Genomic DNA, 15142 nt, shown 5'->3' with positions numbered 1-15142 from the left:
GGTTCCTGAGCTGCATAAGCTCATGCTGGAGGGGTGGCCGAGTGGTTGAAGGCGCACGCCTGGAAAGTGTGTATACGGGAAACCGTATCGCGGGTTCGAATCCCGCTCCCTCCGCCATCATTGCCTAACTTACTGAAATATTAGGCGTTTGTTCCGAAAACCTGAAAGAGCTCGGTGATAAGGATCGTCACTCTGGCGCATCGAATGCGTTCCGGAATGAACGTTCAGATCGGGCTCGACATCACCGGGGGCGACGGTTGTGACCCGGCAACACTCGTACACAGTTCGTGAAGGAATAACCCGACAGCTGCCTGCGTTTGCCAGTCATGGATTGGCATTCAGAACGCAGGACAGGCCTCATGACCCTCGAACAGCACTCGCAGAACCTCCATTCGAACCAGATGGATGGCGCCCATACCGGCCCCTCGCTCGGACGGGCTTCGTTCCTCTTCGTGACCTCCGTCAGCTCGTTCATCGGGGCGAGCCTCTTGCTTGCGAGCATCTGACGGACAGCGTGCCAGAACACGTCAAGCTTTTGGAGCAGGAGATCTCAAGATGCGCAGATCAAGGACCGACCACACAGTAGAGCTCGTCGCGCGAGCGATCTACGAGGCTGAACAGCACGCATGCCCATGGGACAACGGGCCTACATCGAGCAAAGAGCGCTCCCGGGAGTATGCTCGGAACGCGATCAGGCTGCTGAACGACGACATCGGCGTTCTTCTCTTCGCGTTGAATGAAGCCGCGGCAGAACACGCCACAGGGCCTTCGGGAGTGGCGACGTAATTCCGGCTGGCTCGTGAGGCGTCAGCGTAAAGCCACGACCGAGCCAGCAGCGTTGAGCCGGCATCCAACTTGTGACTGGCGAACCTGACGTGCATTTGCCCGGGCATATACGACGCTGACCTGGAGTGGAGCCATGAGGCCGCCATCCGGCAGACGACTTGTCCGCCCGGCGCCGGCAGCGTTCACCCGGATGGCTCCATAGCGCAGTGCCGCCGCTGCGATGGACGTGCGACACACCTCGACGATCTGGCCTGAAACGCCGTTTCGCTGAGTTCGTACGTCAACCAAGCTTCCCCTTTCCGCATCAGAGGGTTCAAGACGGGGGATCAGCGACGACGGCAGGCTCAATTCGGCCGAGTTCCCCCGTGTCGGGACCGATGCCGTCGCCGGCGCGTTTCCTGGAGCCCGCGCACTTGGAGCAGCCTGAGGGGCCACGCTCCCGGTCCCCCGAGGGTCGAAACCTCCGACGCCGGCGGCTCCTCTTCCACGGCCGGTATTTCCATTCTCCTGGCTGCTGGTTCCTCCGGCAACGCCGCCGCTGGCGTTGCCTCCCTGACTGCCGCGGCCCTCCGCGCTCCCTCCGCTCCTGCCGCTGCCCCCTCCATGCCCAGCCCCGCTGCTACCTCCGCTATCCTGACCGCTGCGTCCGCCGCTGCTTCCACCGCCACCGCTGTTGCCGCTGGATCCACTGTTTCCGCCACTGCCGCCGTTGGCGTTGCCGCCGCCGCTGCTGCCTCCACTGCTTCCACCGCTGCCGTTTCCTTGACCTTGACCGCCACCGTTTCCGTTACCCTGGCTGCCCCCGCCGTCCTTCCCCCCGCCATTGCCGCCGCTGTTGCCATTGCTGCCACTGTTTCCGCCGGCGCCGTTACCGTTGCCACCGCCGTTTCCTCCACCATTGCCCCCATTCTTGGCGGCAACGGGATGAGCTGTCAGCAAGGCGGCGATGACAATGGAAGCGAGAGGTATCCGGAGCATGGCTCCTCCTGATGAGTTCAATGTCTGGTACCCCTTGAGACCGAAGGCGGACGAGAGTTCACCAAAGCCTGCTGTCCGGCAGCAGATCACTCGGAAGGCTAAGGCCGCCACGGTCGCGCAGCTTGCGAGTGTCATGAGCAAGCAGTCGAAGCTGCTGACCTGCTCCTGGTGACGGCCTTCCAGCCGAGCGCGCACTCTGGGTTTTGAGCTCCCGCTTTGGCCTTGCCAGTCTCGCTCCATCAGGATCAGGCGGGCGAACCGGAGCCGCCACTGTCTTGCCGACTGGTCTGATCGGCGGTTTGGCTCCGGTATTCCGGACAGACTGCCGGGGCTTATCGGCCGTCGCCCTCTCAGTTTTGTCCGGTCGAACACTCTGGGGTGGAACTTGTCTTTGCTCCCTGGGCAAGGCCGTGCTCCTCTCGAGAGACACAGGAGGTTCGGAGGCTTGCTCCGCCGGGAGTGGGTTGCTGAGGCTGCTTGGAGGAGCATCAACAACCTGATCGTTCTGAGGCGGCCATCGGCTTTCGGTCCCTGCGCTGCCCCTCTCGCGAGCAGAGACGACAGCCAGCTGACGCTGCGCGGCTTCCAGCTGCTCCAGCGCGGAAGCAGCTCTCACCTTCTCGATGTCTGCCGTTCTCTGGGCCTTGAGGAGCGCTGTGCTCAGGGTTGCCAGCTCTTCCTGTAAGGCGGCCGCCCTCAACAATGCACTATCCGCTCGCCTCTTCTGCTCAGTCTCCGCGCTCAGTCGCTCGCTTGCCTGCTTTGCAAATGCCTGTGCATCAGCGAGCTGTTCCCGGAGAACCAATGCCTCCTCCTGCTTTTCTTGCAGGGTGGCGAGTTGTTCTTGGAGCGCGGCAATCTGCAGCTGTGCAATGGCGGCACTGTTCCGCTCCCGCTCAAAAGATGCCTGGAGGGCCAGAAGCCTGACCTCATCACCTGCCGCGACCTCAGCGGAGCTTTGCGTTGCGAGCAGAGGCAAGTTCTGCCAGGTCTCCGTCAGCGAGGGGGCCGGATCGGGCACGCCCCGGCTATTCGCATCGGCATCGTTCGGAGCGGGGTGACCATCGGCCACTTCCGGCGAGGGTCCTCCTGGCTCATGCCGACCCTCTGCAAAGCTCGGCAGCAGATATGCCGTTGCGCTCCCTACAACGAGAACACCAACAACGCTCCACCACTTTCTGCCGAGGACCGGCGGGCCAAACCTTCCTTCATGCGCTGCTCCAGAGCGCCAAGACATCTGCCGGATCATAGGCGGCCCTCTGCTTTCCAATATTCAGCGCAGCGATGGGTCAACTCAAGGGACGCTCGTTAATCGACATGAGAGGCTCTCGCTTCGATTGCCTTGCCTAGGTCGTCATCCAAGCTCAGGTCGTCATCTAATACTGGACTGCATTGTGGCTTCGTCATGTGTTCTCATTGGCAATTCGGAACGATGATACCTTTGAGCGTGCCGAGTGCCTATGAACGGGGCCGGAATCCGGGCCCTCTTACCGGCTGCAGCGGCACCCGGTCGTACTCTCGGCTCGCTTCTTCGGGTCGGCAGGCATTCTCCATGCTATGGCAGAGGGGCCTTTACACGGGTGTCCGCGCGGCGCAGAAGCCGCGTCTTCTGGCTCCCCATCGGGGGCCAAACCAGCATGAGGGATCATCTGTGAGGCACAGGCGGCTTGCCTGCTCCAGCCGCGCCGCTTCACGCGGGAAACTCACCACATGACAGAATCGACTTCTATCTACGAGGCTGCCCCGACATGTGGAGGTGCAGGCGGGGGCATCCAGTGAGTTGCGTCATCCACGTCGATGTAATCTCGCAGATGAGTGTCGTAGAAGACGAACGCACCCTGAGGATAATCAGGGCCGTGATGCCAGAACACATCGATGTAACGGATCCCGTTCTCCGTCCATACATCAAGCCTGGATCCGTCCCGAGGCGCGGTCTCTAGCGGCCGCCACTCGCTCATTGAGGGTCTCCTATGAACAAACGGAGCTTCGGTTGTCGGAACAGCACGCACCAGTCCCGACGACAGCCCTCTTATAGTCATAGTTCGTTCTTCCAGGAATAGGGCTCAGGAATGCAGTTACGTCGGTTCTGCCGCGACAAGTGCAAGCTTTGCAGTATTCTGCAAACGCGGCCAGCCTATGAGAGAGGAAGCGCACGATCGAGTGGACATTCAGAAGGCAATACCCGTACTTTGATGTTTGCGGCCCATCGACGGATTTCTCCGCATGCGTCCGGAGCGAAATCCTTTCTTCGATATCGGCGAAAGCGTTGCGTTCAGGATCTCGCTCAAGCTCCTGAGCTCCTCCTGCAGGGCCTCAAGACGTTTCACCAACTCGGCATCTGACATTACCACGGCAGAAGCATCCGGGTGCAGAGGCGGCTGATTGTCCGTGACTTGGCGAATGCTCGCCAGCGCCGACCGTCCAATTCCCGGGACTGCCAACCAGCTTCTATCGCAGATCCGGCTGACTTCTCCGACGGTGGGCCTGCGCCCGCTAAACTCGCGCAGGACAGCAGTCCTCACCCAAGACGGAACGGTTTCCAGTGGAAATGCCTCATCCTCATGCATCTCAAATCACCTCGCACCTCGAAGATCCGCTCTAGGTCAGAGTTCAATCGAGGCAAAGGCGCGACAGGATTGAGACTGATTTAAGATCATGCACGGCCATATACAGAAGAGATCGTCCATTCTCCTTTGCTTCAGCGGCCGGATCGCATCGGCAAGATCGAGAGAGGGGACTTCTCGCCGCTGGATACTCTGATTGGAGAAATATTCTGCATCGATCCCGGCATCATGGGTACATAGCCCATATCGTTCCGCCTGGAACTACACTGGATGTGATCCATATATCCACCGGATGTTGCCGCAATCAGACTGCCTGATACCCGGCAGTATTCGGAAACCTGCTCTACTACAGAGGAAGTGAACGTGAGGTGGAACTACGACAGGCATGAGATCATCGCGGACGGCGTCGTGCATGGTTTGGGCGTGATTGCCGGGGCGGTCTCCATCATCGCCTTGCTCGTCATGGCCGCACCAACCGTCGGTGCGTGGGAGTTCACGTCCATTCTGGTCTATGGCACCGGCCTTCTGACGGTGCTCACCGTATCGGCGCTCTATAACCTCTGGCCTGTCTCGCCCGTCAAATGGACGCTCAGACGGTTCGACCATTCAGCCATCTACCTGCTGATTGCAGGGACTTACACGCCGTTCATCACCCAGATGAAGGCGAGCGCGGAATCCATGGCGCTTCTGGTCGGTGTGTGGCTCACCTCCGCAGTGGGTATCGCACTCAAGCTCAGCTTCCCGGGCCGCTTCGACCGTTTGTCGATCGTGCTCTACCTTTTCCTGAGCTGGAGCGGCGTCATGGCCTACGAATCCGTGTTCGGCGATCTTCCCGCATCCACTCTCTGGCTTCTCGCGATCGGGGGCGTTCTCTACACGGCCGGCGTGGTGTTCCACCTTTGGGAGAGCCTGCGCTTTCAGAATGCGATATGGCATGCCTTCGTGCTGGTCGCGGCCGCCTGTCATTATGGTGCCGTGCTCGACTGCTTGGTGCTTGCACGGGCCTGACGTGGCGCATCGCTAGGCTTAGTCACTCTCGACTAGATAGCGATGAAGGCTGAACAAGCTGGCCATACGCAGGCCTGCGCAATTCTCGATTCATTCCCGACCGGCTCACTTCTTTCTGTTGTAGACGTCCAAGGAGACCGCTGCGAGCAGAACGAGGCCTTTGATGACCTGCTGGTAGTCGATGCCGATGCCCAGGATCGACATGCCGTTGTTCATCACGCCCATGACGAATGCGCCGATGACGGCACCCGTCACCTTGCCGACGCCGCCCGTGGCCGAGGCGCCGCCGATGAACACGGCCGCAATCACGTCGAGTTCGAAGCCAAGGCCGGCCTTCGGCGTAGCCGTGTTGAGGCGAGCCGCGAAGATCAGGCCGGCGAGACCTGCCAGCACACCCATGTTGACGAAGGTGAGAAAGGTCAGGCGTTCGGTCTTGATGCCCGACAGCTTGGTGGCTTTCTCGTTGCCGCCCAGCGCATAGACCCTCCGGCCGATCGTGGTGCGGTTGGTCACGAAGGCATAAAGCGCGATCAGAACCGCCATGATGACGAGCACGTTCGGCAATCCACGATAGGTCGCCATGAGGTAGCAGAAGGCAATCATGAGCGCGGCCAGCAGACCGTTCTTGAAGAGGAACAGGCCAATAGGCGCAGTCTCCACCGCATGCTTGAGCTGGTTGGCGCGGCTGCGGAAGCTGAAATAGATGATTGCTGCGACGCTGGCGACTCCGAGGAACAGGGCCGTGTAGTTGAACCCCTGGCCGCCGAAGACGTCAGGGATGAAGCCGGAGCTCAGGCGCTGGAACACCACCGGGAAGGGGCCGACCGACATGCCGCCGAGGAGCGCCAGGGTCAGTCCCTTGAAGACCAGCATGCCCGCGAGCGTCACGATGAAGGAGGGCACCTTGAAATAGGCGACCCAATAACCCTGGGCCGCACCGATGATGCCGCCCACAATCAGGCACGCGACGGTGGTGGTCACGGGATCGAAGCCCCACCTGACCATCATCATGGCGGCCAGACCGCCTACAAAGCCGACGATGGAACCCACCGAGAGGTCGATGTGCCCGGCCACGATGACCAGCAGCATGCCGAGCGCCATGATGACGATGTAGCTGTTCTGCAGCACAAGGTTGGTCAGGTTGAGCGGACGCAGAAGCGTACCGTTGGTGACAACCTGGAAGAACAGCATGATGACCAGCAGCGACAGCAGCATGCCGTAATCGCGGAAATGGGTTTTGATGAACTCCGTCCACGAGGTTTTCGGCTGGGAAACGTGAAGCTCGTCCGCGGTTCTCGTATCCATCTCAGCGCCTCCCGGACTTAACGATAGCGTGCATGATCTTTTCCTGGGATGCCTCGTCGATGTCGAGCTCGGCGATCAGGGCCCCTTCATTCATCACATAGATCCGGTCGCACATGCCGAGCAGTTCCGGCATTTCCGAGGATATCATGAGGACGCCCTTGCCGGCATCTGCCAGTCTGTTGATAATGGTATAGATTTCATACTTCGCGCCCACGTCGATGCCTCGGGTCGGCTCGTCGAGAATGAGGATCTCCGGATCGGAAAAGAGCCACTTGCTCAAAACGACCTTCTGCTGGTTCCCGCCGGATAGGTTCACCGCCTCCTGGAAGACGCTGGGGCTGCGGATGCGCATCTTGGCGCGATAGTCGTTGGCAACCGCCAGCTCCTGAATGTCGTCGATGACGAGATTCTTGGACACCCCCTTGAGATTGGCAAGCGTCACGTTCTTGCGGATGTCCTCGGCCAGAACCAGGCCATAGGTCTTGCGGTCCTCTGTGGCATAGGCGATCCCGTTCGCGACCGCCTTCTCGACCGTGCTCACATCGATCTCCCGCCCATGGAGCATCACGCGGCCCGAAATGCTCTGCCCATAGCTGCGCCCGAACAGGCTCATGGCGAATTCGGTCCTCCCTGCTCCCATCAGCCCGGCAATGCCGACGATCTCGCCGCGCCGGATGTTCAGGTTGACGTTCTTGACCACCTGCACAGAGTTGTGAATCGGGTGGTAGGCGGACCAGTTCTCGACCTCGAAGATGGTCTCGCCGATCTTCGGCTCGCGCTTGGGATAGCGGTCCTCCATGGTGCGGCCCACCATCCCTCGGATGATGCGGTCCTCGCTGATGGCCTCTGCCCGGCAGTCCAGCGTCTCGACTGTGCTGCCATCTCGAAGCACCGTGATTGCGTCGGCGACCTTCGAGATCTCATTGAGTTTGTGGGAGATCAGGATCGAGGAGATGCCCTGAGCCTTGAATTGGAGCAACAGCTTCAGGAGTGCGTCGCTGTCCTTCTCGTTCAAGCTGGCGGTCGGCTCGTCCAGGATAAGGAGCTTGACCTTCTTGGAGAGGGCCTTGGCGATCTCGACGAGCTGCTGCTTGCCAACCCCGAGGTTCGTGACGAGCGTTTCGGGAGATTCGTTGAGGCCTACGACCTGGAGCAGCTGTTTCGTTCGCGCGAATGCCGCCGACCAGTCGATGATCCCGTATTGGGCCTGCTCGTTGCCGAGAAAGATGTTCTCCGCAATGGACAGGAGCGGCACCAGAGCCAACTCCTGATGGATGATGATGATGCCGAGCGCCTCGCTGTCGGCAATGCCCTTGAAGCGTCTTTCGCTGCCCTCGTAGACGATCGAGCCGGAATAGGAGCCGTGCGGATAGACACCGCTCAGGACTTTCATGAGCGTGGATTTGCCTGCGCCGTTTTCACCCACCAGCGCATGGATCTCACCGGCCTTGACGGTGATATTGACGTTGTCGAGCGCTTTTACGCCCGGAAACGTCTTGGTAATCCCTCGCATCTCAAGGACTGCGCTCATCACATAACCTCAAGCCGCACCGGGGTCGGCAATCCCTCCAGAAACGAGGATGGACCCTGCGCAATCACGCAGGGCCCAAATTCATTGAGTCGGTTACTTGAACTGGTCTTCCTTGTAATAGCCGCTGCCGACCAGCACTTCCTTCCAGTTCGACGCATCGACGCTGACCGGCTTCAGCAGGTAGGACGGCACGGTCTTCACGCCGTTCTCGTAGGTCTTGGTGTCGTTGACTTCGGGCGCCTTGCCGCCGAGCACCGCGTCGACCATGGTGGCCGTCACCTTGGCGAGTTCGCGGGTGTCCTTGAACACCGTCTGGGTCTGCTCCTTTGCCAGGATCGACTTCACGGACGGGACTTCCGCATCCTGACCGGTGATGACCGGCATCGGCTGCTGGGCCGTGCCGTAGCCAACGCCCTTGAGCGAGGAGATGATGCCGATGCTCAGGCCGTCGTAGGGTGAGAGAACCGCATCGACGCGCTTGTCGGTGTAGAAGGCGCTGAGCAGGTTGTCCATGCGGGCCTGGGCGACCGCACCATCCCAGCGCAGGGTCGAGACCTTGTCCATCCCCATCTGGCCGCTCTGAACCTTGAGCTTGCCGCTCTTGACATAGGGGTCGAGAACGGACATGGCGCCGTTGTAGAAGAAGTAGGCGTTGTTGTCGTCCGGCGAGCCGCCGAACAGCTCGACATTGAACGGGCCCTTGCCCTCCTTCAACCCGAGAGCCTTCTCGATATAGCCGCCCTGGAGCACGCCGACCTGGAAGTTGTCGAAGGTGGCGTAGTAGTCGACGTTCTTGGAGTTGCGGATCAGACGGTCATAGGCGATGACCTTGATGCCTTTGTCGGCAGCCTGCTGCAGCGCGTCGGACAGGGTCGTTCCGTCGATCGCCGCGATCACCAGCACCTTGGAGCCTTTGGTGATCATGTTCTCGATTTGGGAGAGCTGGTTTGGAATATCGTCTTCCGCGTATTGCAGATCGACGTTGTAGCCCTTCTCCTTCAGCACCTTGACCATGTTGTTGCCGTCGTCGATCCAACGTGCGGACGACTTCGTGGGCATGGCCACGCCAACGGTACCTTTATCCTGCGCCTGTGCGGCACCAAGCAGGCCGAAGGCTCCAAGAGCCGCAGCCGCCAATGTGGTTCTAAATGTCTTCAAGGTCGTTCTCCCTCTTGTCCATGGCCAGGCTTTCGCCATGACTGCCTGGCGCAAATCGGCACCCTTCGCCCAAGAACTTTTCGTCAGTTTGCAGCGGTCCCATCAGAACCGGCCGTCTGATCTTCTTGTGGAGGCCGGCCGCTACTTTGGGGTCAGCTCTCTCTTTGTTGCCCGACCGAGTGTTAGCTCGGTCCTTTCAATAATAAATCATACTATACTACTATTTTTCGCGGCAAGCATTCATCGGCTGGACTGGTCAGTGCCTGAGAAGGCATGGATCTGGATCCGGGCCAGTGAGCTTTCAGCGTGCTTGATCTGAACCCTCTCCGCCGCCTGCATGATGAGCGCGGCCATGGCGTCGCTCGCGGCGGACGAGTGTCGCTGCTCGATAGCATCGAAGACGCCCTGATGCTGCCGCATCACCTCCCTGAAGCGGTCGTCGCTTGAAACCGGGGAGCTGATCGTGAACGATGTTGCCAGGGCCGCCCCGATGACAGAACCGATCGACTGCAGAAAGGGATTGCCGGAAGCCTCCAGGATGGCTTGGTGAAAGGCGAGATCGGCTTTCGTGAACCCCTGCCGGTTGCTCTCGCACCCATACATGCCCTGAAGCGCCTTGTGCATGGCCTTGAGCTGCTCCGGCGTCCGCCGCAGGGCCGCTGTCGCGCAGGCGAGCGGCTCGAGCATCTGCCGGATCTCGAACAGCCATCCGAGGAATCGGGCATCGACGCCCATCTCCAGATGCCATTCGAGGATGTCGGCGTCGAACATGTTCCAATTGTTGCGATCCAGAACCTTGGTGCCGACCTTCGTTTTGGATTCGATCAGGCCCTTCGCAGCCAACGTCTTCAAGGCTTCCCGAAGCGCCGTGCGCGAAACCCCGAAGAGCTCCATCAGTTCACCGTCGCCCGGCAAGATGCTTCCGATAGGGAAGCGTCCCTGCATGATGTTCTGACCGATCCCATGGGTGACGAGATCATGGGCCGATCGCGATCTTGAGGGCCTCTGGAAACCGTTCACCAACACCATGACCTGTTCTCTCAATTGGACCTGGATCGAACAGATGCCGCCGACAATCCCCGTTGCAAGACGATGAATGCAAACAGGAGAGCACCGATGGCTATCTTCGTCCACCAGGAACTCAGGGTTCCCTCGAAGGTAATGTAGGTTTGGATCAATCCCTGAATCAACACGCCGACAAGGGTGCCGATGATCGTTCCGTAGCCCCCCGTCAGCAGCGTGCCGCCGATGACCACGGCGGCGATCGTGTCGAGTTCGACCCCAGTCGCGGCCAGGGAGTAGCCCGCGGATGTGTAAAAGGAAAAGACAATCCCCGCCAGGGCGGCGAGGAGGCTCGACAGCATATAGATCCGCACCGTCGTTTTCCCGACGGGAACGCCCATCAGTTCGGCCGAGGTTCTGTTGCCGCCCAGGGCATACACATTGGCGCCGAACCGCGTGAAATGGGCCAGAACGATGCCGGCTGCGAAGGTCAGGAGCATGACGATGGCGATGAAGGTCAGCCGGCCCCCGCCCGGGAGGGCGAAGGCGATGTCGGTAATCTGGCCATAGGCCGGAGCATTGATCGGGATCGAGTCCGTGGTGAGCACGAAGCAGAGCCCCCGCGCCAGGAACATGCCCGCGAGCGTGACGATGAAGGCGGGGATCTGGAAGGCGTGGATCAGGAAGCCCATGCCGGCTCCGAACAGGGCAGCCAAGCCGAGGATGAGGATGAAGGCCAGGTATGGATCGAGGCCGTACCGCTCGATGGCGACGGCCAGGAACACCCCCGTGAAGGCGATCACCGAGCCGACCGAGAGATCGATGCCGCCCGATAGGATCACGAAGGTCATGCCGACCGCCACGATGCCGAGAAAGGCATTGTCCGTCAGGAGATTGCCGATCACGCGCGTGGAGGCGAAGCTCGGGAACTGAGCAAGGCAGATCAGGTAGCCGACGATGAAGACGGCCAGCGTGATGAGGACTGGAAGGTGCCGCCGGATCATGCCTTGTTCCTCCAGATCGCGCGAACAGCCGTCAGGACGGGGGACTGGGCCAGGAGCACGGCGAGCACGACGATGGCCTTCACGATGAGGTTGTATTCGGGAGGGTAGCCGCTCAGCAGGATCCCGGTGTTCATGGCCTGGATGATGAGCGCCCCGACGACCGCAAGGCCGAGGCTGAAGCGCCCGCCGAAGAGGGACGTGCCGCCGATCACCACGGCGAGAATGGCGTCGAGCTCGAGCCATAGACCCGCGTTGTTGGCGTCCGCCCCGCGGATATCGGCCGTGACGATCAGACCTGCGATGGCCGCACAGAGGCTGCACCACATGTAGACCGCAATGGTGACAACCTTGGTGCCGATCCCCGCATAGGCACTGGAGCGAATGTTGGCCCCGATGGCCTCGATGAAGAGCCCGAGCGCCGTGTAGCGGACCACGAGATGGGTGATGAGGAGCATCACAAGGGCGATGACCACCGGCATCGGCAGCATCAGGAAGGATCCTCCGCCGATCACGGCAAAGCCCTCGCTCACGAAGGTGATGATCTGGCCCTCCGTGATGAGCTGCGCAAAGCCGCGTCCAGCCACCATCAGGATCAGGGTCGCCACGAATGGCTGGATTTCAAGCACGGCGACGAGGATGCCGTTCCACAAGCCGCAGAGAAGCCCGACACCGGCAGCCGCCGCAAGGGCGACGGGAAGCGGATAGCCCTGCGATGTCAGGGTCGCAGCAACCGCGCCTGCAATCGCCATGACGGCGCCGACCGAGAGATCGATCCCCCGGGTGGCGATGATGAGCGTCATGCCCAAGGCGAGGATGGCGACGGGCGCACCCCTGTTCAGCACGTCGATGACGCTGCCGAACAGGCGGCCGTCCTGCAGGCGCAGGGCGAAGAAGTCGCGGAACACGAGCCAGTTGACGAGAAAGACGATCAGGAGCGCCGCGACCTGTGGCAGTCCCTTGGGTAAGGTGCGTGGAGCAATGGCCTGGATCATGCCGCTCATTCAATGGCTCGCGATGGTTGTCATGATGGTGTCGGCGCTGACCTCGTCTCCGGAAAGCTCGCGCACGTGTCTGCGATCGCGCAGCACGATCACCCGGTCGCTGTAGGAGGCGATCTCTTCGAGCTCCGAGGAAATCACAAGGAGCGCAAGCCCATCCTCGCACAGCCGCTCGATCAGGCGGATGATCTCGGCATGGGCTCCCACGTCGATGCCGCGGGTCGGCTCGTCGAGGATCAGGAAGCGGGGCTCGGTGGCAAGCCAGCGGGCCAGCAGCGCCTTCTGCTGGTTGCCGCCGGAGAGAAGGCCGATGGGTTTCTCCGCATCCGGCGTTCGGATGTCGAGAAGCTTGATGAAACGGCTTGCGATCTCATCCTGCTTGGCCCTCGGGATCTTGTGCAGCCAGCCGCGCTGCGCCTGCAGGGCCAGAATGATGTTCTCGCGGATCGACAGCTCGGCGACGATCCCTTCCGTCTTCCGATCCTCCGGCGTGAAGCCGAAGCGCAATCGTGCCGCATCGCGCGGGGACGCAAGACGGACGGTCCTGCCGTCGACGAATGCCTGTCCGCTGTCCGCCCGCTCGATGCCGAATACCAGCTTGGCGGTCTCCGTCCGCCCGGAGCCGAGAAGCCCGGCCAGACCCACCACCTCACCGGGGCGCAGAGCCAGATCGAACGGCTCCAGCATGCGGCTCTTGCCGTAGTTCCTGAAAGCGACGAGCGGCTCTCCCGCCACGGCAGGCCGCTGGTTGCGGTGGAGAGCCTCTGCGGCGAGTTCACGTCCGAGCATCATGGACACGAGTTCGATCCGGGGCAGTTCGGCTATCGGGCGGGAGCCCACAAGGCGTCCGTTGCGCAGGACCGTGATGCGGTCGCAGACGGCATAGACCTGATCGAGGAAGTGGGTGACGAACACGATTCCGATGCCGCGGCTCTTCAGGCGCTTCAAAATGCTGAAGAGCGTCTCGACCTCCTGAGCATCGAGACTCGCCGTCGGCTCGTCCAGGATCAGCACCTTGGCCGAGAGATCGACGGCGCGCGCGATCGCAACGATCTGCTGAACGGCGACGGAGTAACTGCTCAAGGGGTTGGCGACATCGATACCGAGGCCGTAGCCTGCGAGCAATTCGGAAGCACGACGGCGCATCTCGCCGGTGCGCACCAGACCGAAGCGATGCGGCTGGCGTCCAATGAAAAGGTTCTCGGCCACGGAGAGGTTCGGCAGGAGGTTGACCTCCTGGTACACCGTGCCGATCCCTAAGGAGAGCGCGTCGGCAGTGTCTCGCGCCGTGATTTCCTGTCCCTCGAGGCGGATGGTGCCGGCATCACGCCGCAGCACTCCCGTCAGCACCTTGATCAAGGTCGACTTGCCGGCGCCGTTCTCTCCGAGCAGGCCGTGGATCTCTCCGGCCTCGAGGGTGAAGTCCACCTGATCGAGGGCCTGTACGCCCGGAAACCCTTTCGCCAGCCCTCTGATCTCAAGAAGCTGCGGCTGCTCTCTCGATGGCTGCATCACGTCCTCGCCCGACCATGCGCAAAACCGCCGAAGCCCGGCGGATTCAAGCCGGCAGCAGGCAGAACCTGCCTGCTGCCGGCGTAGCCTCAGGATCTTAGTAGAGATCCTTGCGCTTGTCGTACTCGGCCTTTGCCGTCTCAGGCGTATAGACCTTGGACTCCGTCTGGATCCACTTCGGCGGCTGCTTGCCGTCCTTCTTGAACGCCATCAGGGCGTCGAGAGCCGGACCTGCCATGTTCGGGGTCAGTTCTACGGTCACGTTGGCCTCACCGTCGGCCATGGCCTTGAAGATATCCGGAACCGCATCGATGGAGACGATCTTGATGTCTTTGCCTGGCTTCAGGCCCGCTTCCTTGATGGCCTGGATGGCACCGATCGCCATGTCGTCGTTATGCGCGTAGACGGCGCAGATGTTCTTGCCTCCGCCCTCGGCCTTGATGAAGCTTTCCATGACTTCCTTGCCCTTGGTGCGGGTGAAGTCGCCGGATTGGGTGCGGATGATCTTCATGCCGGGATTGGCGGCAACGACCTGATCGAATCCCTTTTTGCGGTTGATGGCCGGGCTCGATCCGACCGTGCCCTGCAGTTCCACCACATTGCACTTGCCGCCCGTTTCCTTGGCCAGCCACTCACCGGCCACCTTGCCTTCAAACACCGTGTCGGAGGTCACGGCCGTCAGGTAAAGCGAATCATCCTTGGTTTCGATGGAACGATCGAGGAGGACGACAGGGATCTTGGCATCCTTGGCCTCTTTGAGAACCGAATCCCATCCTGTCGACACGACCGGCGCAATGAAGATCCCGTCGACGCCTTGCGCAATGAAGGACCTGACGGCGCGGATCTGGTTTTCCTGCTTCTGCTGCGCATCGGAGATTTTCAGGTCCACACCCCGCTTCTCGGCCTCGATCTTCGAGACCTTGGTCTCGGCAGCCCGCCAACCGGACTCCGATCCGACCTGCGAGAACCCGATGGTCAGTTTGGACTGGGCGTAAGCGGCACCTGAGGACAGCATCAGTGCAGCCATGCCGATTGTCGTCAGAAGATGACGGGCCTCCATGCGTTCTCTCCCTAAATTTGTCGTTGCTCTTCGACTTTAGCAGCCTTAACAGCTGCCCATTAGTAGTATTATATGAATTAATGAGAGCGCCTATACAACCAAAGTCGTGGGGTCACACCCTGACCGGTCGGGTGCGATAGCGTGTCAAAGGCGAGCACGATGAGCGAAGACAAGAAGCGCCAGCTGCGCAGCCAGGCCTGGTTCGGGCGCCAGGACAAGATGGGGTTCTATTACCG

General features: G+C 61.0%; 13 protein-coding genes and 1 tRNA gene. 5 read left to right on the top strand and 9 right to left on the bottom strand.

The window, feature by feature from the left end; genetic code table 11:
• Positions 1-27 precede the first annotated feature (27 nt).
• The 4 genes from AC0QTX_RS15260 to AC0QTX_RS15245 all read left to right on the top strand — a co-directional run bounded on the left by AC0QTX_RS15260 (position 28) and on the right by AC0QTX_RS15245 (position 1936).
• Positions 28-117, top strand: a tRNA-Ser gene (locus AC0QTX_RS15260).
• 242 nt (positions 118-359) lie between these two features.
• Positions 360-506, top strand: coding sequence for a hypothetical protein (locus tag AC0QTX_RS15255; RefSeq protein WP_474604670.1), 147 nt, complete (start codon positions 360-362; stop codon positions 504-506).
• A gap of 49 nt (positions 507-555) precedes the next feature.
• The gene (locus AC0QTX_RS15250; RefSeq protein ID WP_474604669.1) at positions 556-786 is read left to right on the top strand and encodes a hypothetical protein; all 231 of its coding nucleotides are present in this window, start codon (positions 556-558) and stop codon (positions 784-786) included.
• A 976-nt stretch (positions 787-1762) separates the two neighbouring features.
• Complete coding sequence (locus tag AC0QTX_RS15245; protein ID WP_474604668.1) at positions 1763-1936, top strand: hypothetical protein; 174 nt, start codon at positions 1763-1765, stop codon at positions 1934-1936.
• Between the two features lie 1996 nt (positions 1937-3932).
• Here AC0QTX_RS15245 and AC0QTX_RS15240 read toward each other — a convergent pair.
• On the bottom strand, positions 3933-4331 hold the full coding sequence (locus AC0QTX_RS15240; protein ID WP_474604667.1) for a hypothetical protein: 399 nt from the start codon (positions 4329-4331) through the stop codon (positions 3933-3935).
• A 360-nt stretch (positions 4332-4691) separates the two neighbouring features.
• Here AC0QTX_RS15240 and trhA point away from each other — a divergent pair, with 360 nt between their 5' ends.
• A complete protein-coding gene (gene trhA, locus AC0QTX_RS15235) occupies positions 4692-5336 on the top strand; it encodes a PAQR family membrane homeostasis protein TrhA (protein ID WP_474604666.1) in 645 nt (214 codons plus the stop codon).
• Between the two features lie 105 nt (positions 5337-5441).
• Here trhA and mmsB read toward each other — a convergent pair whose 3' ends face one another.
• From mmsB to ytfQ, 8 genes are all read right to left on the bottom strand, one after another.
• Positions 5442-6641, bottom strand: a complete 1200-nt coding sequence (mmsB, locus tag AC0QTX_RS15230) for a multiple monosaccharide ABC transporter permease (RefSeq protein WP_474604665.1) — start codon at positions 6639-6641, stop codon at positions 5442-5444.
• Between the two features lies 1 nt (position 6642).
• Positions 6643-8172, bottom strand: a complete 1530-nt coding sequence (gene mmsA, locus AC0QTX_RS15225) for a multiple monosaccharide ABC transporter ATP-binding protein (RefSeq protein ID WP_474604664.1) — start codon at positions 8170-8172, stop codon at positions 6643-6645.
• A gap of 93 nt (positions 8173-8265) precedes the next feature.
• The gene (gene chvE / locus AC0QTX_RS15220; protein ID WP_474604663.1) at positions 8266-9369 is read right to left on the bottom strand and encodes a multiple monosaccharide ABC transporter substrate-binding protein; all 1104 of its coding nucleotides are present in this window, start codon (positions 9367-9369) and stop codon (positions 8266-8268) included.
• A 201-nt stretch (positions 9370-9570) separates the two neighbouring features.
• A complete protein-coding gene (locus tag AC0QTX_RS15215; protein WP_474604662.1) occupies positions 9571-10359 on the bottom strand; it encodes a FadR/GntR family transcriptional regulator in 789 nt (262 codons plus the stop codon).
• A gap of 11 nt (positions 10360-10370) precedes the next feature.
• Positions 10371-11336 (bottom strand): galactofuranose ABC transporter, permease protein YjfF, encoded by a 966-nt coding sequence (gene yjfF / locus AC0QTX_RS15210; protein ID WP_474604661.1) that lies wholly within the window; start codon positions 11334-11336, stop codon positions 10371-10373.
• Complete coding sequence (ytfT, locus tag AC0QTX_RS15205; protein WP_474604660.1) at positions 11333-12337, bottom strand: galactofuranose ABC transporter, ATP-binding protein YtfT; 1005 nt, start codon at positions 12335-12337, stop codon at positions 11333-11335. The genes yjfF and ytfT overlap by 4 nt, the downstream gene beginning before the upstream one ends.
• The gene (gene ytfR / locus AC0QTX_RS15200; RefSeq protein ID WP_474604659.1) at positions 12338-13846 is read right to left on the bottom strand and encodes a galactofuranose ABC transporter, ATP-binding protein YtfR; all 1509 of its coding nucleotides are present in this window, start codon (positions 13844-13846) and stop codon (positions 12338-12340) included.
• 97 nt (positions 13847-13943) lie between these two features.
• Positions 13944-14906, bottom strand: a complete 963-nt coding sequence (gene ytfQ / locus AC0QTX_RS15195; protein ID WP_474604658.1) for a galactofuranose ABC transporter, galactofuranose-binding protein YtfQ — start codon at positions 14904-14906, stop codon at positions 13944-13946.
• Positions 14907-15142: the final 236 nt, after the last annotated feature.

The sequence above is a fragment of the Microvirga sp. jy35 genome (assembly GCF_056148915.1).
The sequence above is the reverse complement of the archived record's forward strand: the minus strand, read 5'-3'. Positions and strand labels throughout refer to the sequence as shown.

Excerpts from the sequence above, each read along its gene's own strand:
- AC0QTX_RS15255 (WP_474604670.1), top strand. The coding sequence starts at position 360 with ATGACCCTCGAACAGCACTCGCAGAACCTCCATTCGAACCAGATGGAT.
- AC0QTX_RS15250 (WP_474604669.1), top strand. The coding sequence starts at position 556 with ATGCGCAGATCAAGGACCGACCACACAGTAGAGCTCGTCGCGCGAGCG.
- AC0QTX_RS15245 (WP_474604668.1), top strand. The coding sequence starts at position 1,763 with ATGGCTCCTCCTGATGAGTTCAATGTCTGGTACCCCTTGAGACCGAAG.
- AC0QTX_RS15240 (WP_474604667.1), bottom strand. The coding sequence starts at position 4,331 with ATGCATGAGGATGAGGCATTTCCACTGGAAACCGTTCCGTCTTGGGTG.
- mmsB (WP_474604665.1), bottom strand. The coding sequence starts at position 6,641 with ATGGATACGAGAACCGCGGACGAGCTTCACGTTTCCCAGCCGAAAACC.
- mmsA (WP_474604664.1), bottom strand. The coding sequence starts at position 8,172 with ATGAGCGCAGTCCTTGAGATGCGAGGGATTACCAAGACGTTTCCGGGC.
- chvE (WP_474604663.1), bottom strand. The coding sequence starts at position 9,369 with ATGGCGAAAGCCTGGCCATGGACAAGAGGGAGAACGACCTTGAAGACA.
- AC0QTX_RS15215 (WP_474604662.1), bottom strand. The coding sequence starts at position 10,359 with ATGGTGTTGGTGAACGGTTTCCAGAGGCCCTCAAGATCGCGATCGGCC.
- yjfF (WP_474604661.1), bottom strand. The coding sequence starts at position 11,336 with ATGATCCGGCGGCACCTTCCAGTCCTCATCACGCTGGCCGTCTTCATC.
- ytfT (WP_474604660.1), bottom strand. The coding sequence starts at position 12,337 with ATGAGCGGCATGATCCAGGCCATTGCTCCACGCACCTTACCCAAGGGA.
- ytfR (WP_474604659.1), bottom strand. The coding sequence starts at position 13,846 with ATGCAGCCATCGAGAGAGCAGCCGCAGCTTCTTGAGATCAGAGGGCTG.
- ytfQ (WP_474604658.1), bottom strand. The coding sequence starts at position 14,906 with ATGGAGGCCCGTCATCTTCTGACGACAATCGGCATGGCTGCACTGATG.